The 20,507-nt window shown below is 36.9% G+C and carries 17 protein-coding genes and 1 riboswitch; of the genes, 6 read left to right on the forward strand and 11 right to left on the reverse strand.

Annotated features, from left to right (window positions below):
* The first annotated feature begins 325 nt into the window (after nucleotides 1–325).
* Together H3V11_RS04915 and H3V11_RS04920 are read left to right on the forward strand one after the other, a co-directional pair.
* Entirely contained in the window at nucleotides 326–1,618 is a 1,293-nt protein-coding gene (locus H3V11_RS04915) for a hypothetical protein (protein WP_198223748.1), read from the forward strand.
* A gap of 370 nt (nucleotides 1,619–1,988) precedes the next feature.
* Complete coding sequence (locus tag H3V11_RS04920) at nucleotides 1,989–4,235, forward strand: glycosyltransferase (RefSeq protein WP_198223749.1); 2,247 nt, start codon at nucleotides 1,989–1,991, stop codon at nucleotides 4,233–4,235.
* Nucleotides 4,236–4,696: 461 nt separating this feature from the next.
* Here the strand turns inward: H3V11_RS04920 and H3V11_RS04925 are convergent, their stop codons facing one another.
* Complete coding sequence (locus H3V11_RS04925; RefSeq protein ID WP_198223750.1) at nucleotides 4,697–4,981, reverse strand: ATP-binding protein; 285 nt, start codon at nucleotides 4,979–4,981, stop codon at nucleotides 4,697–4,699.
* 349 nt (nucleotides 4,982–5,330) lie between these two features.
* Nucleotides 5,331–6,155 (reverse strand): helix-turn-helix domain-containing protein, encoded by an 825-nt coding sequence (locus H3V11_RS04930; RefSeq protein WP_198223751.1) that lies wholly within the window; start codon nucleotides 6,153–6,155, stop codon nucleotides 5,331–5,333.
* 202 nt (nucleotides 6,156–6,357) lie between these two features.
* Here H3V11_RS04930 and H3V11_RS04935 point away from each other — a divergent pair, with 202 nt between their 5' ends.
* Nucleotides 6,358–7,722 carry an MFS transporter gene (locus tag H3V11_RS04935; RefSeq protein WP_198223752.1) on the forward strand — a complete coding sequence of 455 codons (1,365 nt, stop codon included), beginning with the start codon at nucleotides 6,358–6,360 and terminating at the stop codon, nucleotides 7,720–7,722.
* A gap of 130 nt (nucleotides 7,723–7,852) precedes the next feature.
* Here the strand turns inward: H3V11_RS04935 and H3V11_RS04940 are convergent, their stop codons facing one another.
* The 3 genes from H3V11_RS04940 to H3V11_RS04950 are packed head-to-tail and all read right to left on the reverse strand — an operon-like array spanning nucleotide 7,853 to nucleotide 10,587.
* Nucleotides 7,853–9,223 (reverse strand): histidine kinase dimerization/phospho-acceptor domain-containing protein, encoded by a 1,371-nt coding sequence (locus H3V11_RS04940; RefSeq protein WP_198223753.1) that lies wholly within the window; start codon nucleotides 9,221–9,223, stop codon nucleotides 7,853–7,855.
* The gene (locus H3V11_RS04945; RefSeq protein WP_198223754.1) at nucleotides 9,220–9,882 is read right to left on the reverse strand and encodes a response regulator; all 663 of its coding nucleotides are present in this window, start codon (nucleotides 9,880–9,882) and stop codon (nucleotides 9,220–9,222) included. The genes H3V11_RS04940 and H3V11_RS04945 overlap by 4 nt, the downstream gene beginning before the upstream one ends.
* A gap of 6 nt (nucleotides 9,883–9,888) precedes the next feature.
* Nucleotides 9,889–10,587, reverse strand: a complete 699-nt coding sequence (locus H3V11_RS04950; RefSeq protein ID WP_037475619.1) for a VIT family protein — start codon at nucleotides 10,585–10,587, stop codon at nucleotides 9,889–9,891.
* Between the two features lie 148 nt (nucleotides 10,588–10,735).
* Between H3V11_RS04950 and H3V11_RS04955 the strand changes: the two genes are divergently transcribed.
* The 3 genes from H3V11_RS04955 (at nucleotide 10,736) to dcd (ending at nucleotide 14,235) form a co-directional block, all read left to right on the forward strand.
* Nucleotides 10,736–12,349 carry a phosphoethanolamine transferase gene (locus tag H3V11_RS04955; RefSeq protein WP_198223755.1) on the forward strand — a complete coding sequence of 538 codons (1,614 nt, stop codon included), beginning with the start codon at nucleotides 10,736–10,738 and terminating at the stop codon, nucleotides 12,347–12,349.
* A gap of 327 nt (nucleotides 12,350–12,676) precedes the next feature.
* Nucleotides 12,677–13,579 (forward strand): recombination-associated protein RdgC, encoded by a 903-nt coding sequence (locus H3V11_RS04960; RefSeq protein ID WP_198223756.1) that lies wholly within the window; start codon nucleotides 12,677–12,679, stop codon nucleotides 13,577–13,579.
* Between the two features lie 89 nt (nucleotides 13,580–13,668).
* A complete protein-coding gene (gene dcd, locus H3V11_RS04965) occupies nucleotides 13,669–14,235 on the forward strand; it encodes a dCTP deaminase (protein ID WP_025330196.1) in 567 nt (188 codons plus the stop codon).
* A gap of 73 nt (nucleotides 14,236–14,308) precedes the next feature.
* On the opposite strand, the gene H3V11_RS04970 is transcribed toward dcd, so the two are convergent.
* From H3V11_RS04970 to H3V11_RS04995, 6 genes are all read right to left on the reverse strand, one after another.
* Nucleotides 14,309–14,653, reverse strand: a complete 345-nt coding sequence (locus H3V11_RS04970) for a DMT family protein (protein WP_084548254.1) — start codon at nucleotides 14,651–14,653, stop codon at nucleotides 14,309–14,311.
* Nucleotides 14,654–15,328: 675 nt separating this feature from the next.
* A complete protein-coding gene (locus tag H3V11_RS04975) occupies nucleotides 15,329–16,435 on the reverse strand; it encodes a class I SAM-dependent methyltransferase (RefSeq protein WP_232335770.1) in 1,107 nt (368 codons plus the stop codon).
* A gap of 159 nt (nucleotides 16,436–16,594) precedes the next feature.
* On the reverse strand, nucleotides 16,595–17,287 hold the full coding sequence (locus tag H3V11_RS04980; protein WP_198223757.1) for a Bax inhibitor-1 family protein: 693 nt from the start codon (nucleotides 17,285–17,287) through the stop codon (nucleotides 16,595–16,597).
* A gap of 209 nt (nucleotides 17,288–17,496) precedes the next feature.
* Nucleotides 17,497–18,111, reverse strand: a complete 615-nt coding sequence (locus tag H3V11_RS04985; protein ID WP_172397566.1) for a 7-carboxy-7-deazaguanine synthase QueE — start codon at nucleotides 18,109–18,111, stop codon at nucleotides 17,497–17,499.
* A complete protein-coding gene (queD, locus tag H3V11_RS04990) occupies nucleotides 18,108–18,536 on the reverse strand; it encodes a 6-carboxytetrahydropterin synthase QueD (RefSeq protein WP_198223758.1) in 429 nt (142 codons plus the stop codon). Before queD ends, H3V11_RS04985 begins: the two co-directional genes overlap by 4 nt.
* Before the next feature lie 83 nt (nucleotides 18,537–18,619).
* Nucleotides 18,620–18,665, reverse strand: a riboswitch (PreQ1 riboswitch).
* A gap of 115 nt (nucleotides 18,666–18,780) precedes the next feature.
* A complete protein-coding gene (locus tag H3V11_RS04995; RefSeq protein ID WP_198223759.1) occupies nucleotides 18,781–20,451 on the reverse strand; it encodes an AarF/ABC1/UbiB kinase family protein in 1,671 nt (556 codons plus the stop codon).
* Nucleotides 20,452–20,507: the final 56 nt, after the last annotated feature.

A 20,507-nucleotide genomic window follows, 5' to 3' on the forward strand; every position in this document is an offset into this window, starting at 1 on the left:
GGCCAATCAGGCTACAAAGTTGATAGATTTTAATATACAGCAGACTCTACAAGCTGTATCAGAATAATGGTTCTGATACAGCTTAATTTTTATTAATAATAGTATTTTTTATAAGATTGAAAGGTGAGTAACTAAATAAATGAATAGTACATATCTTAAATGTACAATTTTAATTTTATTGCAATCTATTATTTAGTTATATGCTTATTTTTTATTGTTTAATTTGAAATTTCAATTAAATTTAATATTAATGTTATATAATATATATATAGAAATTATTTTAATTTAGGTATACTAAATTTTAAACTTTTAATAAATACAAATTATGAATGTATTAATATTAACAAATCATTTGGTTGAGCTTTGCGGTTCAGAAATTCAAGTTTTGGAGATATATAAGTATTTCAAAGAAAGAGATCATAATATTTTGGTATATGCAAATATTTTGGGAGAACCTATTATTGAATATTTTGATAAGAATGATTTAATAACAAATTTAGAACAAATAAATTTAGAAAATATTAATTTTATTTGGTCTCAACATTGTATGATTGCTAGACTATTTCAAAATCATATTCATAAAAATGTCGATCTTAAATTAATTTCAGTGCATTTATCTCCATATGAAATGATGGAGTTATGCTCGTTACCATATATGAAATTACTAGATTGTATATATGTAGCAAATAGTAAAGAAACAAAAGATAGATTAGTTTCGTTGGGTATAGAATCCAATAATATTTTTATTAGCAATAATTGTGCCCCGAGTAAATATTTGGATAATTCGATTAAAGAAACTAAATTGAACAATATTTTGGTAGTATCTAATCATTTACCACAAGAAATGATTGAAGCTACAAATATATTATCTAAAGATTTTAATGTTAATATTATAGGTGGAAAAAAAGCTGTATTAGTCACCCCTGAGCTAATAAAACAATATGATATGATAATAACCATTGGTAAAACAGTACAATATGGATTATTATCTAATATCCCTGTATATTGTTATGACCATTTTGGCGGACCAGGTTTTTTAAATTTTGAAAATTATGAAGTAGCAAAATATTATAATTTTTCAGGAAGAGGTTTTGAGAAAAAAACTGCAGAAGAAATTGTTTTAGAAATCAGAGAGAATTTTCAATTCTCTGTTGACTTCTTTAATAAATTTTCCAAAAAAAGTGACTTTATACTAGAATACTTTATGGACAATCTCTTTCTACAAAATAAAAAATGTATTCTTACAAAGAAAAAACAGCAATTATTACTTCCTTTTGTGCCTTTTGAAAAAAAAATCGCTGAATTATATTCTTTAATGAAAAAAGAACAGCATTATACTAGTCATCTTTTGTTAGAAATGGTTAAATTAAAAACTGAGCTTCATGGTAAAGAAGAAAAACTAACCAAATTTTCTAAAGAATTATATTTTACTAAGGAAAAACTAATCAATTTTTCTAAAGAATTATATTTAGCTAATGAAAAAATCAACTATAAAGAAAGTAAAATAATAAAATTACAGAAAGAAAAACAAAAATTAAAAAGAAAATTAAAAAAAATCCAAATTATATTTTTATTAGCACTTACAATGTTATTAGTATCCATTTATAAACTAATATAATTTATCTAGATTAAGAACTATACAACTAAATAGTGAAAATTAATAATAATTAGAGATAGAAGATATAGCATATAGAATAAAATTTTAGCATTTTGAATTATCGTTCCCATTAAATAAAATATATTTTTATTAATAATTTTATGTTCAATTTGTTAATAGACACTTAATTGTAAAATTTAAGTATTTTAAATTTTAAAACTCTTATTTAATTGTACAATTATTTATAAGCTTGGTAATTACATATCTTATGATTTATATATGTAAATTTTATATGAAGTATTTTTTATATTAAAATATTTACAAACTTAAGATAATAAGATACTATCTTAAGTTTATTGAATATAATTAGCAATATAGCTGGTGTATAAACATGCTAAAGAGAATACAATCATCTAAGTTTGTAAAAATTAAATTGTTGGGATTAACTATTTATAAAAGAGATACTGATTCCGAAAGACAATATATTTTGAAAAATTTGTTAACCATCAAGAAAAATCAAACATATAAAACTATTCGATTATTGGGAATAAAAATTTACTCTAAAAAAATAATTACAGATAAAAAAAAGTCTAATAATTTAAATCAAACCGATAGTTTGTGGTTTGTTCCTACAATCCCATCAGATGATGATTGGAATAGATTGTCACCTTGCAAATATACACATTCAACTCGTTGTGTAGTGGTTTTACCTGTATATAAAGGATTAGATGAAACTTTATGTTCAGTTTTTCATGCGTTAAGAAGTCGAATTTCTGATTCATATAGTCTTTTAGTTATAAATGATTGTGGACCTGATGAAGAGCTTAATAATAAGTTACAGCAACTCTCTGAGAAAGGTCTTTTTGATTATTATTGTAATAAAACAAATTTGGGTTTTGTTAAAACAGTTAATTATGCAATTACAAATTTATCACATAATCTTGATGTAATTTTACTGAACTCAGACGCTTTTGTTTTTCCTGGATGGTTTGAGAAAATGATTCGTTATGCTGATCAGGATGAATCTATTGCTACAATCACACCAATGTCAAACAATGCTACAATTTGCAGTTATCCATTTACTAATTATGATAATAATAAAGATTTGGAAATAACACCTGCTCAACTTAATAATCTTGCTTCTGAAATAAATAAAAATTTATATGTAGAAACGCCAACAGGTATTGGTTTTTGTTTTTATATGAGAAGAACTGTTATAGACAAGATAGGACTTTTAGATGATGTACATTTTAAAGTTGGATATGGAGAAGAAAATGATTTTTGTATGAGGGCACTACATGCCGGTTTTAAGAATATTATTATTGGTGATGTCTTTGTTTTTCATGTTGGATCTGTTTCTTTTTCTGCGACTAAATCAGAAAATATGAAGCGTGGAGCAAATGCGTTAAAATTAAAACATCCGAATTACAATTATTTAGTTCACAATTTTATTAAAGCTGATCCTACTTCTATATTAAGAACTAATTTAGATTTGGCAAGATTAAAATTTATAATTAAAAATCAAAAATGTATCGTATTTATATCACATGCTTGGGGAGGAGGTATCGATACATATCTTGAACAGATAATCAATAAATATACTAACGAATCTATTTTTTGTATTGTTATAACTGTTCATGATAGAGAGTTATATTCTATTAGCTTGAAAAAATTTGAACAATTAGATTTTAATAATTTAAAAAATCTTTCTTTAAGAGGAAATTTAGACTTTCTAAATCTTTTTTTTAAAACTATAAATCCAGATTTGGTACATATTAATAGCTTTGCCGGTCTTGATTGGTATTACCATCAAAAATTATTAGCATATTTTTCATCATCTAATTTAAAGTATAAATTTGTTATTCATGACTATGCTTGCATGTCTAATGATTATAAACTTCTAAGTCCTGAATATAACTATGAGAAAGAGCCTTCTTTAGAAAAAAGAAATATTTGGAATAGTTTTAAAACATCAACACCAAGCTTAAATATGACAAATGTATTTGAAAGGCAAGAAGCTTATACCAATTTTTTTCATAATTGTTCAATAATTGAAGCTCCTTCTAAACGCGCTAGAGATATTATATTAAGTGATTTTCCTAATTTAAATATAAATGTTATTCCTCATGATAATTTAGTTAAAAATACATTGCCTCTTAAGAGAAGAAAAGAGAATGGTAAAATAAAAATTGCAACAATTGGAGCCATCAGTATAGAAAAAGGGTCGCAATTACTATCAGCGTTGGCTCTTGATTCACAAACTAGAGATTTAAATTTAACTTACTTTGTTGTTGGATATGTAAATGCAGAAGTTAAACATGATATGAAGAAACATGGTATTAGTATTTCTGGAAAATATCAAAATGAAAATGAATGCATTAATAAACTGAGGGCAATTTCTCCAGATATTGTTATACTACCAAGTATTTGGGAAGAAACTTTTTGTTATACCTTGTCTATAGCTTTAGCTTTAAAAATACCAACTATTATTTTTGATATTGGTGCTCAATCAGAAAGAACTCAAGAACTTGATTGGGTTATACGTTTAAACCCAACATTAATGAGTAATCCGAGAGCCATTTCAGATATAATTAGTAGACTAGATATTGATGATTTGTGGGAAAAGGCTAGCAGTTGAAATCATTAAATATTTATATATGTGTAAATGTTATATTAAAAAAATAATTAATAAAATTTTGGGCTGAGAATAAACTAATATTAATATTATATAAAGTTTAGTTATGCCTATATGGTAGTTTTTATAGGCATAATAAATAATAATTGTTTATTTATTATTGTATTTATATACCTTTATACTGAAGATAAGTATTAAATATCTTATTAAGTAGCTATTTGTTTAGTATTCAATAATAATATTTATATAATAAGTTCAACTTATTAATTATTAAAAATAATCTTATCAATTATTACCTACTAATTTACTTTAAGGATTTAAACAATAAAACATTTTTAATTTTATAAAAGTTTATATTTCAATTTAATTTAAAATATAGAAAATGTATTTTGTTTATTTTTCAAATTTTTAATTTCTAATTGTAAATTATCTAACACAAGTGATACCATCAATAATAAACAGTCCTAATTAGCTACCACTGCTTTCTTGTTCTGCTGGCCGGAAAAGTGTTCACGCAGATGTTTCAGGTTTTCTAAAACAATATTATTACAGGGATTAGTAATACTGATAGAGTTTGTGTCTAAGGTTAAATCAATAATACTGTGTTCAGGACTATAGCGAATGGCATTATCAAGCAGATTGCGGATAAGTATAGTCAGCAGGGTATGGTCACCGCAAATAGGTAATACTGCCGCCTCATCAGAATTAAATTGGTGCGGGATACGACACTGGCGTTCACGTACCAGCAAGTTTACACTTTGAATTTACGAATAAAGCCCCAAAAAACGCCTTAAACGAGTGATACCTGATTTACTGGCTGTTCTCCAAAACATTATGAATCTTGTTGATGAATTTTATGCAAGAAGAGTTAGCTGATGGCCGGTTTTGTTGATTATTTAATGTGATTGATGATTTTAATCCAGAAGGTTTAACTATAGAAGCGAACTTATCTTTGCCCACAGAGCAGGTCATATAATCGATAAATCAGGTCGTTGAATGGAGAGGGCAATTTAAATTGTTACGCTGTGATAATAAGCCCGAGTATATTAGCGAAAAACTCGCTACATGGTTAAAAATAAGGTTTATGTTGTGTTGTATTTAACCAGGCAATGTAGTGTGAGTGAAGTCTCGATATGAAAGACGGTTTCTCATGGCTTTTTGGTAGTTTCCCGGCGTTACTCCGAAATTTCGTCGGAAAATAGAAATAAACCCGCTAATATTGTCATAACCTAAATATAAAGATATTTCTGTGACTGGTTTTCCGGTCGCAAGCAATTCTAATGCTTTTAACATGCGCAGTTTCTGACGCCATTCTGTGAAATTAAATCCGGTTTCATTTGTAAACCGACGTGTTAATGAGCGTCGGGAAATGCCAGCCCAAATGCCCCAGTCGTTAATTTTTCTGTCATCACTAGGATTATCACACAAAGCTAAAGCGATTTTTAACAGACGCATATCTTTTGGCATTGGAAGTGCTAGCTCAACTTGAGGCATTGTTCTAATCTCGTCAAGGATTACAGCAATTAATCGCTTCTGTTCCGGTTCCAGTTCTGAATTATGCCATGACATGGTTCGTGTAATTGCTTCACGCAGTAAGTCAGATAATTCTAAAACGCATGGTTTGACAGGTAGTTTAGTACATGCGTTTTTTTGTATATAGATGCTCCATCCTTCGAATGGTCCATGTGATCCAAGAAGACTATGCTGTACATTCGGAGGTATCCAGACACCATGAGTTGCGGGCACTACCCATTGACAATTTTCTGCTTCAATTGAAATTAAACCCTGTAATGTTCCGAGTAGTTGTCCTCTTGAATGACCATGACGTTGTGTCACTCTCTGGGAAGAGTGGCTGACTGTCGATATGATCATCGGTTCGCTATCAGAAGAAGCGATCTGTGGAGAAATGAGTGGAGTATTCATTTATATGGCCCCAATGGGATATTTTGTGGCTTAAATTGGTTAGTAAAACTTTATTCTACTGGCTATTCTGAAGTCCTAATAATTGTATTGAAGATAACAAGTTAGCAAGAAAGAGATAAGTTGTAGATGAGCAAAATAATAGTCTTTTATACAAATTGATTGGTTATTTTCAAATTTATTAATCATCTAGAGAGAGTTTGACATGGCACAATCAGTTGAGCTGACGGCAGAAGAAAGAAAGTTAGTGTTTGCTATGACGCTATCTAGTATATTGCCATTACTGGATAGCAGCATTGTTAATGTTATTTTATCCTCAATTTCGAATGACATTAATGCTTCTTATGCTTATATACAATGGGCTGTTACTGTATATATGCTGGCCTGCGCTGCAGGTATATTACTATCTCCTTATATACATGAAAATTTAGGACTCAAGAAAGCATGGATATACTCAATTTTTGTTTTTCTTGTTGGTTCTATATTGGTTGGATTTTCATATAATCTGATGTCTTTAATCCTGTTTAGATGTCTACAAGGTTTTGGTGCAGGAATATTAATTCCTATTACTCAATCCACAATAGCGACATATTTTGGTAAGGAAAGACTAAAGCCGGTTATGGCATTGATTGCTATTCCGTCAGTCTTTGCCCCTGCACTAGGACCAGTTTTTGGAGCAATCATATCAGAACAGTTAAATTGGAGAATAGCTTTTTTTATCAACATACCTTTAGTACTTGTGGCTTTTTTCTTTGGCTGGACGAAAATACCTGATATTAAAACGTCTAAATACAATATGAATATTTATGTATTTTTGACATTTTTAATTGCTTTAATTCTATTTTTTATTTCTATTAAAAATATCGCATCTGGGCATTTTTTTGATATTTCTAATATTATTATGCTGGTTTTAGGTATTGGTTTGATGATGGTTTCGCTTATTATTAATAACAAGTCAGACAGTAAACTGATCGATTTAAGTGCATTTAATAGCTCTAAATACTCAATGTCAATAATGATGGGGTTTCTGACGTCGCTTATCTTTTTTGGTTTTATGATTTTTTTTCCTTTAATACAAGCAATAAAGGATAATGTATCTATTACATATATTGGTATGCTGCTTGCCCTGCAAGGTGTAGGTGCCTGGTTGGCTAGAAAATTTATTTATAAATCTCTAAGTGAGATAAATTCATTTCTAATTATTGGTGTAGGATTAATAATTTCAGCAATCAGTATATTAATTATTCAAGTTGGTGGGAACGCCTCTGAAATCATCGGTTTTACTGTCCGAGGCTCCGGATTAGGCATCGCCACGATTGCTGTTCTCTCTTCTCCATTCGAGTTTTGTAATAAAAATCAAATTAAGGACACGAGTGCTGTCACGCGTGTTGTACAGCAGATTGGCGGCGCATTTGGGGGAGTATTATCAGGAATACTTATCTACCTGACGCAAGCTCAATTAATTTCAGTAAACAATGCTTACCATGTAATGTTTTTTGTATCTCTTGTATTTGGTGTTATTGCTGTTATTGCCTATATTTTCTTTGGTCGAGTGAATAAAATCACCTAATATAAGATTTGGTTCGTTTATATAAATTTTGGGCGCCGATTAACAAGCCTGTTGCTGTGCGAATAGTGCGAACATTAGCTAAAAGTCTCACCACTTTACAAACAAATCCTCAGTTAATATTATTATTGTATTATGATGCTTTTTGTTGCAGTTTAACCTGGAAATTAATAGTTTCATTTTTATACTTTCTAATCTTTACTATATCTAATTCCATTTGCAGCCAGTGCAGCTGGGCAATATTATCAACAATGGACAGCCCCAAGCCACTGCCACTGCTTTCTTGCCCTGCCGGCCGGAAAAAGCGTTCACGCAGACGTTTCAGGTTTTCCGAGGCAATATCATTACAGGGATTAGTAATGCTGATAGAGTTTGTGTCCAGGGTTAAATTAATAATACTGTGTTCAGGACTATAGCGAATGGCATTATCAAGCAGATTACGGATAAGAATAGTCAGCAGGGTATAGTCACCGCAAATAGGTAATACTGCCGCCGCATCAGTATTAAATTGCCGCAGGATACGACATTGGTGTTCACGTGCCAGTAAGCTGACACTCTCTATAGCGTCGTTGGTAATATCTGTCCATTTAACTGCTTCGGTATGGGGTAACTCGGTAAGTGGATCAAGGCGGGAAAGAGTAAGAAGCTGATCGACTAAGCGGGTAGTGCGGTCGATGCTGTGTTCAATGCTGCGTACACGCTGTTGCTGAGCATCGTTCAGGCTGGTAAGTGCCAGCACTTCTGTTTGTACTTTAAGTGCGGCTAACGGGCTGCGCAGTTCATGTGCTGCATCTGCTGTGAAGCGCAGTTCACGTGCGCGAGATTGTTCTATACGCTGAAATAAATCATTTAATGCATTGATAATAGGCAGAATTTCGGTAGGTGCAATATTAGAAAGAGGTGTAATACTGTGCGGTTCTCTATGGTACAGAGTTTGTGCCAGTGTCTGAAGTGGCTGTGTACCACGGCGTACACTCCATGCAATCAGCCATAGTAAAAGCGGCAGAGCAAGTATAGATACTGCCAGTTGAGACCATGCTGCACGCAATACAGTTTGCAAACGTTCGTGCATACTGAATGATACGGCTACTTTGAGTTGCTGCTGAGGACTGTTCAGATAAAAAATACGCCATGCATGGCTTTGCCACCAGTATCCCTGATTGATAAATCCCTGATAATTTGGTTGATAGGGAATAGACTGACCAGTTTCATCGGCATTAATCAGTTTACCTTTATACCAGATGGCGTATCCGGATTCTTTGGCATCAATAAGTCCGCGCTGTGGTTTTGGAATAGATGGTAAAGCGGGATATTGGCTGGAATTGAGGTTGATCGGTGTATGTAATAATCGCTGAGCCAGCTGACTCATCTGGGTATCACCGGCTTCATTAATTTCATGCATTACCGCCACTGCGCTAATGATGGCTGTCAGAATCCACAGAAGTGGCAGCGTGATGCCAAGATAGATAATTAAGCGCCGACTAATAGCAGTGGTTGGCTTCAAGGTGCCTCTCCGAGCTGATAGCCCAATCCGCGCCGGGTACGAATAATGGTTGTACTGATTTTTTTACGTAAATGATGCACGTGTACTTCTATGGCATTGCTCTCGACTTCCTGTTCCCAGTTATACAGTTTATCTTCGATTTGAGCGCGGCTGAAAACATGTTGCGGATGAGTGACGAGTAGCTGTAATAACAGCCATTCACGCTGGGTAAGATTAAGTGGTTTGCCATACAGGCAGGCATGACAGGAGTTAAGTTTCAGACTCAGCTGCCCGAAGTTAATTTCGGTCTGACTGATGCCCTGACTGCGACGAATAAGCGCATGCAAACGTGCAATCACTTCATCAAGCGCAAAAGGTTTACATAAATAATCATCAGCACCGGCATTCAGACCGGCAAGTCTGTCGGGCAGGGCATCGCGGGCGGTGAGAATCAAAACCGGTGTGCTGAGATTCCTGCTGCGCCAATGGCTTAAAACGTCCATACCATCTCTTTCCGCCAGACTTAAATCAAGTATTACAGCATCGTATGGTGCTACACTTAATGCCTGTTCTCCAAGGCGGCCGGATGCAAAAATATCGCATGCCATACCTTGCTGGCTCAGACCGGCAGTGAGGCCGTCAGCAATGTCTCTGTCATCTTCAAGAATCAGTATACGCATATTTTTTTATATAGTGATACCAATAATCCGACCTATCATGCTGGTAAAGGCCAGTGCAAGTGCACCTAATATGACGATTCGGATTACAGCCGGACGTTTGGGAGCTCCGCCCAGATGTGCTGATATGCAGCCCAGAATACCAAGACCGGCTATGGTGGTAACAGACAGTATGCTCATCAGCCATACGGTAGAGCTTAACAGAGATAGTAATACTGGTAACAAAGCACCGCAAGCAAAAGACAGTGCGGAAGCCAAAGCTGCCTGAAGCGGATTGGCTTTACTGACTTCGGTGATACCGATTTCCTCACGGGCGTGGGCTTCAAGGGCATTATGTTTGGTTAGAGCTTCGGCAACCTGTTGTGCAAGTGTTTTGTTTAAACCACGCTGACGATAAATATTAGCCAGTTCTTCCAGTTCTATTTCCGGATATCGGATAAGTGAGTCTAATTCTTTGCGTAAATCAGCTGCTTCTGTATCGCGCTGGCTGGAAACGGAAACATATTCTCCCGCAGCCATAGAGGCAGCACCTGAAACAAGTGCTGCAATACCGGATATAAGCAAGGTATGCTGATCCGGATCCGCTGCTGCCAGCCCCATTAGCAGGCTGGCAGTGGAAATCAGTCCATCGTTAGCGCCAAGAACGCTTGCGCGTAACCAATTGTTACGATTGGAAAAATGTTGTTCATCATGCCATGACTGGCTCATTTCGGACTCCTGATAAGTACAAATTAGTACTTTGCAGACATATTAATTACCGTACCACAATGACGCCGCTTATTGGCATGGTTTACCTTAAGCTTCACTTAAGGCTGTTTTTTTACACTTGCCGCTGTTTAGTTAACAGGGGCTGATGATGCAGTCGAAATGGGTATTAAGCAGCAATCGGGCCATATTATTGCTCAGTATTTATATCTTATTGATATTTAATGTAGGTTTCTGGAGCTATCTGTTTCAGCATGTAACCCTGAAAAATAATGTTATTTTCTGGTTTACCGTACCTGTTATGCTGCTGGCAGCAATGAATTTTTGTATGCAGTTGTTATTCTGGCCATATTTACACCGGTTGATGGTGCCATTGCTTCTGTTGCTGGGTTCAGCTGTAAGCTATGCAGTGATGATGCAGCATATTTATTTTGATGCCAATATGCTGCAAAACATTATGCAAACTAATATAGGTGAAGCCGGTGCCTGGCTGACACCTCAATTCTGGATGTGGCTGGGCATTACCGGCTTATTGCCGGCGCAGTGGTATTGCTGGGGTGTTAATATTCACTATACAAAACCATGGTATCGTGAATTCGGCAAACGAATTGTGGTCATAATAGCTTCTTTGATTACGGTTTTTACAGTTATTCTGCTTGCGTATGGCAGTTATATTTCTTTTTTCCGAAATAATAAAACTGTGAATCATTTAATAGTGCCCACTAATTTTGTCGGAGCAGCAGTAAAAACAGCTTATAACACATATGATGCTCATCAGCCTTTGCAACGCATAGGACTGGATGCCAGTCATCAGCGTCATGGGAGTAAACGGTTATTGATACTGGTGATGGGTGAAACCGCGCGCGCTCAGAATTGGGGATTAAATGGTTATCCGCGTCAGACTACGCCTGAGCTTGCTGCTATGGGTAATCAGGTTGTCAATTTCCCTCAGGTTAGTTCGTGTGGTACAGCAACTGCTGTGTCTTTACCCTGCCTTTTCTCGAATATGCCACGCCAGCATTATCAGGCTAATCTGGCAAAACATCAGGAAGGGCTGCTGGATGTTTTACAACGTTCAGGAGTTGCAGTAAGCTGGCGTGATAATGATGGCGGGTGTAAAGGTGTATGTGACCGTATCCGTCATCTGGATGTGCGGGACTGGGCGCCGAATTTGAAATGTAATAGTGATGGTTGTCTGGATGAAAGCCTGTTAATTAATTTACACGATATGATTACTAATATGCCTGATGATGCTGTACTGGTATTGCATACAATGGGTAGTCACGGTCCCGCTTATTATCAGCGTTATCCTGAGGCATTCCGGCGCTTTACACCGACGTGTGATACGAATCAGATTCAGCAGTGTACCAGGGAGCAATTGCGTAATACATATGATAATACGGTGCTGTATACAGACCATATACTGGCAGAAATAATTAAGTTATTACAAAATGAATCCGGTCTGGCCAGTGCGATGTGGTATTTTTCTGATCATGGAGAATCTTTGGGTGAAAACGGTATATATCTGCATGCAACACCCTATGCCATTGCACCAGAAGAGCAAACCCATGTACCTATGCTATTCTGGGCAAACCATGATTTTGCCAGTATCAGTAATCTGGATATGAACTGCTTACGCCGGCATGCGCATCAGCAAGAATTTTCACATGATAATATTTTTCATTCAGTATTAGGACTAATGGATGTGAAAACCAGTGAATACCAAACTCAGTTGGATTTATTCGCATCTTGCCGGCATATATGAATGCTGATAATCAGCAGTGAATTTAAGAAATGTTCAGAATATAGTTATTATATGACGTAAATTCAGTCAGTATTGGAAAATACCTAAGATTATATTCATTACTGATTCATATCTTTGATTATATATGACAAAATAAATTTTTTGATTGAGATTTATATTAAATATTTATATTTATCAATATAAGTATTGCAGATAGGATTATTGATTATAAATCTGAATGAATAATTAAATAGAAAGCTGTTTAACAGCCGGTTTATTGTTTTCCATATTGTGTGCCGGCTGCCGTATAATCACTCATTTCCTAGTTGGCTGTGAAAGAAATTACGCATGTGGTTTAAGCAATTAAGTATTTATCCGCTCAATAAAGATAATCTGCCGAATTTAGAAACTTTGGTTGATAAGCTGACCGAAGCTCAGTTTAAGCCGTGTATGGGATTGGATTGGGACAGTATTGGTTTTGCCAGTCCTGTATCGTTTAGCCCTGAGATGGTATTTCCGGCACACAATACATGGCGCATTGCGCTCAAAAAAGAAGAAAAAGTATTACCGGCAGCCGTGGTGCGCGATATTCTTGACGAAAAAATTAATGAGATTCGTGAAGCTGAGGGGCGGAATGTCGGGCGTAAGGAGAAGATGGAGCTGAAAGAAACCATCACCGATGATTTGTTACCGCGTGCTTTTACTAAAAGTGGTAAAACAGAAGCCATTATTGATACTCAGCGCGGCTTATTGATGATTAATCAGGCCAATGCCAATCGTGCTGAAATGTTGCTTACGAAATTACGTGAGGCACTGGGCGGACTGGAAGCGAAGCTGCCACGCACTCAGCAGTCTCCTGGCAGTCTGATGACGGAATGGCTGTTAAGAGGAGATGCAGCCGGTCATTTTGAGCTGGACTGTGATTGTGAACTCAAAGGACTGGGTGATGCTGCGCCAGTAGTTCGTATCAGCCATCAGGATTTAACCGCAGAGGAAGTGGTTAATCTGGTCAAAAATGGTAAGGTTGTTACTCAACTGGGGTTATGCTGGCAGGACAGAGTACGTTTTGTGCTGACGCAGGATTTTACTCTTAAACGTATTCAGTTTCTGGATGTGATTCAGGAGGAAGCTGCAGGGCAGGGAGACGATATGCAAAGTATAACCTTTGCATCACAAATACTGATGGCAGAAGCCTTAGGCGATTTGCTTGCTGAGCTGGTGCATCATTTGGGTGGCTGGTTACCGGAATAATGGCTTAAAACGGCGTAAATAGTCGCAATTTGCCTGCAACTATGGCATTGGCTTCGGTATAATGCGCTAAATTTATTAAGGATACTGTCATGAGTATTAAGTCAGACAAATGGATACGCCGTATGAGTGAAGAGCACGGCATGATTGAACCGTTTGAACCTAATCAGATTAAACAGTTAAATGGTGAAAAAATCATTTCCTATGGTACTTCCAGCTATGGTTACGATATTCGCTGTGCACGCGAATTCAAGATTTTTACTAATATCAACAGTACTATTGTAGACCCGAAAAATTTTGATACGCGTAATTTTGTAACTGTTGAAGACGACTTTTGCATCATTCCGCCTAACTCGTTTGCTTTGGCACGTACTGTGGAATATTTCCGTATCCCGCGCAATGTTCTGACTGTTTGTCTGGGTAAATCCACTTATGCACGTTGCGGTATTATCGTTAATGTCACGCCATTTGAACCTGAATGGGAAGGCTATGTAACTCTGGAATTTTCCAATACCACGCCATTACCGGCAAAGATTTATGCTAATGAAGGGGTGGCACAGGTATTGTTTTTTGAAAGTGATGAAGAATGCGCTACTTCTTATAAGGATCGTGCCGGTAAATATATGGGGCAGACGGGCGTAACTCTACCTAAAGCTTGATATAAGTCTGTGTTTGAAAAAGGACGCGATTGCGTCCTTAAAAATTTGGATGTTCCGGTGGCAGTTTTACAGATTAGCGTTTAAAAGCAAAATACACTGCACCAAGAATAAAGCCGAAGCTGATTAAATAGTTAAGTCTGAACTCATCCTTTAAATAAAGAATCGCAAACAGGGTAAATACGACCAGTGTCACTACTTCCTGAATAATCTTCAGTTGGAATGGTTTAATCCCCCAATGTGCTCCCAGATGATTGGCCGGCACTGCAAGACAATATTCAAATAGAGCAATTCCCCAACTAATCAAAATAATCTGCCAGAGCGGAAATTGGTAATTATTGGGTTTAATATGCCAATACCATGCAGTAGTCATGACCAGATTGGATGCTGTGAGCAAACAAATAACAATTAAGTAATGCATAATGATGTAATGATGTGGTGTATTTAAATTGATGATCTCTTAATAAGATAAATCATACAATGAAGAAATGGTTTTGTTCGTATACTCGGAATGAAAAATATATCTTACTGCAATCAATGTTTTATTCAAAGATAAATAGCAGGAAATAATAGAAATGTAATAAGTAGTTAATACAAAATTTTAGATGTTTTATTGATATATATTTCAGCTTTGAATTCAGTTGTATATTTATACTCAATATTAAGTATATCTGTAATTATTTAGAATTGTATTGAGATAGTTTAAGTAAAAGGTTTACTGTATCTGCGGGTAAAGAGTACAGATGGTGTTTAGAGTAATAAAAATGATGAAGCAGATATTGATTAAAGCAGAAGGTTTTTGCAATATGTGTTTGGATTAGTAATTAAAATATATGCTTTTCAACTGAATTTCTTACAAACTGAAATTAATTTCAATTTGGCGCCAGGCAATGGTAATATGTCTGAAAAAGATATTTATGACTTGTAATTATAAATAAATCAATAATTTGTATGTTAAGGGCGAGCTGGATGATGGAAGTGGTTTCCAGTGATATTAAGTTTACTAAATTATAGTTTATGTCTGTGAATAGATTTTTTGTCTGTATGTACGATGAAGAATAAAACAGGTGTTTGCATTACTATGCAAACACCTGTTTTATTGAATGCCCAATTGCCACAAAGAAGTGATTTCACGATTACGGGCATAGGAAAGTGGATGATGTTGTTCCCGGGCTTTTTGATGTGTAGGTTGGGTATCGATTTTCTGAATAATTTTTAACCCTGCTGCTTCTATCCATTGATGTAAGGCTTCTGAGGTGCGTAAGCCCAAATGTTCAGCTATATTGGACATAATCAGCCATACCTGCCCGTTTGCTGAGAGGTGGTTTCTGATATTTTCCAGAAATGTTTTCAACATTTGATGGTTGGGGTCATAGAGTGCGGTTTCTATATCGCTGCTTGGCTTAGCAGGTAACCATGGAGGATTGCAGACAATGAGATCGGCCTTACCCTCAGGAAACAGGCTGGTATGCTGAATATGAATTTGTTTATTTAAACCCAGACGCTCTATATTTGCTTGTGCGCATGCAATGGCGCGCGGGTTATTATCTGTTGCAATGATTTCAGGTATTCCACGCTGTGCGAGTATAGCAGCCAGTACGCCACTGCCGGTTCCTATGTCCCATGCTGTCTGACAGGCAGAGGGAAGTGTTGCCTCGGCAACTAGTTCAAGATATTCACCGCGTACGGGCGAAAATACACCGTAAGGAACATGGATTTTTTGTCCTAGCAATGCAGGAATGGAAACACCGGTTTTATGCCACTCGTAAGCGCCAATATAGCCTAATAACAGATGTAATGGCAGAAGTAGGGTGTTCTGATTGGGTTTGCCGAATACGTCGTTCAGAGCAGCTGCAATGTCTGGTGCGCGACTATTGTTAAGTATGCCCTGAGGTTGAATCTCTACTAATAGAAGCTGAAACAGGCGGCTGTGCTGAGCCTGTTGCAAACGATGTTTATGAAAATCAGTATGAATACGGGCTTTACTGCGAACACGTTTTTTAATCGCAGCCAGTAGTTGTTTACCCTGATGATAATCACCGCGCCAGAGCAATGCAGTATGCTGACGCATTAGTTGAATCGCCTGTTCAGCGCTGATCTGAGTGATAGCCTGAATGTGTTTCGGAGCGGGTTGGCGGCTGTCGCCTCCCCAGTCTGCCTGCATGTTTTGTGCGTTTTCTGTCCAGTGAATGGTTTCGTTCATGTTGGTTTGTTATATAAAAGGCATTATATAAGAGAATAATATGTTAAACGGGGTTGCAGGTAAATAATATGGCTGTGGATTGGGTATATATGATTTTGCAGAAATAAAAACTGCCTGAACTTAACAGATGTTCAGGCAGTTTTGTAGTTGGTATGTATTTTAGCGGTTATCCATTATCGCCAGCAGAATTTGTATCAGACTGGTAAAGATATTATACAAAGAGACGAACAGAGTGAGTGCTGCGCTGGTTGCACTGTCTTCACCACCGGCAATAACTGTACGGATTTGCCACATAATCATCAGTGAACTGAAAATGACAAAACCGGCTGCGATAGTGAGTGACAAAGCCGGTAAATGCATAAACATATTCAGAATCATACCGATAATTAAAACAACTGCTCCAACGACCAGAAACTGACCAATACCTTTCATTTCAGATTTGGAACGATGAGCAATTGTTGCCATGGTAAAAAATACGGCCGCTGTCATTAATGCTGCCATACCTACAATTTGTGATCCGACAGCAGAAGCCACAGCCAGTTGTAAAAGCGGAGAGATGAAAAATCCGATAACAAAAGTAAAAACCATTAACAAGGCTATACCCAGATTGTTATAACGGTTTTTTTCAATTGCAAACATCAGCCCGTAAGCGAGAATAAAAAACGCTACAACTGATAGCCATGAATTGCTAAACAGAGCATAGAAATTTATATAATTACCTGCGTAAGCACCTGCGGCACAGGGCAGGAAAGAAAGTCCGAGCAGGCTGTAGGCTTTGCGCAGAACAACGGTTTGCTGGTTGTCTTCTGCCTGACCCAGCTGGGTAAAATCGTAAGTGTTACGAGATTTCATGAATAATATTCTCCGTGATTTTGTCAGTAAATAATTTCTCTGGTTGATTATATTGTAACAATTGTTGGCAAAATATGCACAATAATGATGAATTGTTACAATAAAAATGTTGATTTTTATTTTTAAATATATTTCTAATAATATTAGGCTGATTTGGATTTTTTCAAGGATTTTGAATCGCCGGCAGAATACATAGATGAGCAGAGATATTATTCTATATTGGCCAGTTTGTGTGTCTGAATGCTTAGCAACCATTTATTATTATGGCGGTTTTGATTCAGTCTGCCGAGATATTGTAATGTAGTAAGCATATTGAACTGGTTGTTTTGTTCGCAGGGCGAAAGAAAATAGTGTCTGGCCTGAATATGTTGTTCTATATTCTGGCAGAAGGTAAGAAAATCCGGATGGTTTTCAACTACGATGCGTACTTCGTCAGCCTGACGCTGTAGTGGAAACGGATATTGGTGACGATAATAAAATTTCGGGCTCAGGGCTATATAGTCGATAAGCGGGTCTACTGTGCCCAAACCATTGCTTTCGATGGCAAGATAATAATTTTCCTGTTTAAGTGCGCGTAAAAGTAAGGGCAGTTTTTTGTTGATAGTAGGTTCGCCGCCGGTAATGATAATGTTTTTACTCTGAAACTGACTGACGGTATTGAGGATGTGCTCCAGACTCATACTTTGGTAACTCATGAAGTCAGTATCGCACCAGGGACATTTGAGGTTACAGGCTGCCAGACGGATGAAAATAGCAGGCATACCGGTATTGTAGCCTTCGCCCTGCAGGGATTCGAAGATTTCGACAATATTAAACTGGATCATGAGCTGGTATTCTGATATTCGCAATAGGAAGTAGGGGTTTCCCATAGGGTAATTTTGGATACTGGCAGATGAGCCGTAAGCTTGTTGAAGATAAACTGGCTCATGCTTTCAGCAGTAGTGCGACAGGGAAAGGCAAATACTTTTCGCTCCATTTGGCGAAGGAGGGCTGCGATTTTACATTCGTTGCTATTCGTTTCATCATACAGATAGGCATGATCCAGCTGGCTGATAATATGCTGGTTAATGATTTTTTTGATGTCGGAAAAGTCCATAACCATTTCTTTGCTGGATCCTTGCTGATGTAGCTGGTCGCTTACTTCGACAATCAGGCGATAGGTGTGTCCGTGCAGGTTATGACATTTGCCCTGATGCCCGTCCAGCATATGGCAGGCATCAAACTGGAATTCTTTGGCGATTTTAAACATATTTTCTGTCTAAAAGCCAAAGAAGAAAGATTTGTCATTAAGAGAAGATGATATTGCAGAATACAGTTGATACATGTGTAGCAGGGCTCCTAGTTTTTTTTCGTGGGATGGATTGCGAACCACGTGGTTATTCAGTTTTCAATAACACATTTGCTGTGTGAAGGGATTTCTATTACTTCAAGTATATATTTTAATGGAATCAGCTGTTTTCTTACAAGGGTAACTGAGTAACTGCGGGATTGATTCAGTGTCGTCCTGAGCGCCAGATTGACCAGATTACCCAGAGGCTGTTGCTGAATGCCAGTAAATAGCCAATCAATCCGAAAAACGACAGACCGAATATTTTCGGGCCGGAGTTAATACTCATAACAATAGATGAGCCAATGATAAGTGCCGCTGTAACAATTCCCATTGTCAGGCGATTAACAACTTTATCCAGCTGGTTATTAAATTTATCGATGTGCTGAATGTTCAGGTTAACAGGGAGCTGTCCATGCCGGATCCGTTTACTTAGACGCAATAGATTTTGGGGTAGTGTATCTATTAACTGAGCTAAAAGATGTAACTGTATTTTATTGTGGCGCCAGATTGACTGGATGTTAAAGCGATTACGCAGTACGTTTTTGATGGTGTTTCGTGCATGATTTAACAGTTCAAAGTCACCGTCTATTTTTTTTATAACGCCATCAAGGGTAATCAGGCATTTGAACAGGATAATCAGATCCGCAGGCAGGGTGAGACCATGTTCACGAATAATATGGGTAATATCGTTAATTATCTGACTGATACGCAGTTCTTTACTATTGAGCTGCTCATAATTATTCAGCATTTCCAATACATCTGTTCCGAGCTGGTCTTCGTTAATAATTTCTCCCTGCGCCCAGTTGGACAGAACATATTGCAGTGCAAACTGGTCGTGTTCCAGCAGAGCATGAATCAGAGTGATGATTTCCTGATGGCGCTGCTGGCTTAACCGGCCGACAAGCCCGAAATCAATTAAGGTGATTCGTCCATCATTTCGTACTAAAATATTACCCGGATGCGGGTCTGCGTGAAATAAACCATGCTGTAATATCATATCAAGAATGGTATCGACCAGTGTGGCTGCAAGATTTTTTCGCTGCTGCTTGTCCCAGCCGGTGAAATCAAGATTTTTAAGTAAAGTATCGTCAATATATTCTTGTACTAATATTTGCCGGTTAGAATATGCCGCATAAGTTTGTGGTATATGGATTTGCTGCTGATGGTTGTAAAGACGGGAAAAATGTTGCATATTGCGACGTTCGGCAGACAAATCTGTTTCTTTTTCGAGTGAACGGGCAAAATATTGCACCATTTGTACCGGATAGTAACGTCTGGACTCGGGTATTTCCGATTCAAGCAGTTGTGCTATATGGTTAAGAATACGCAGATCAGCTGCTACGGTTGACTCAATGCCCGGGCGTTTAACTTTAATGGCGACCTGTTCTCCGCTGATAAGTGTGGCGCGATGAACCTGTGCTATGGATGCGCTGCCGACAGGCAGAGCTTCTATATTACTGAAAATGCTTTCCAGTGGCTGGTTAAGCTGGGCCTGAATAATATTTCTGATGTCTGGAATCGGAAGAGGATGTGTGTTGTTTTGCAGATGGGCAAATTCCTCTGTCCACTCTTCTCCGAAGACATCGGTACGGGTAGCTAATATTTGTCCGAGTTTGATGAATGTTGGTCCGAGCTCTTCAAAGGCGAGCCGCACTCGTTTTGGTGTGCTCAGGTAGAGCTGGTGATTCTGGCCTGATGGGTCGGAGTGTTTGTACCAGCGTTTTGGTAATTTGATACGTACAAGAAACTCACCCAGACCGTGTTTGGCCAGAATGGTGATAATTTCGCGCATACGCGCCCAATCGCTGATATGGGATGAGCTGGGTGAATACATATGATGATGTCCCGAACAATTGCTATTTACAGGATAGCAGAATTGTTTGATGAACT

The organism is Snodgrassella sp. W8158, from assembly GCF_016100435.1.
GTDB classification, from domain to species: domain Bacteria; phylum Pseudomonadota; class Gammaproteobacteria; order Burkholderiales; family Neisseriaceae; genus Snodgrassella; species Snodgrassella alvi.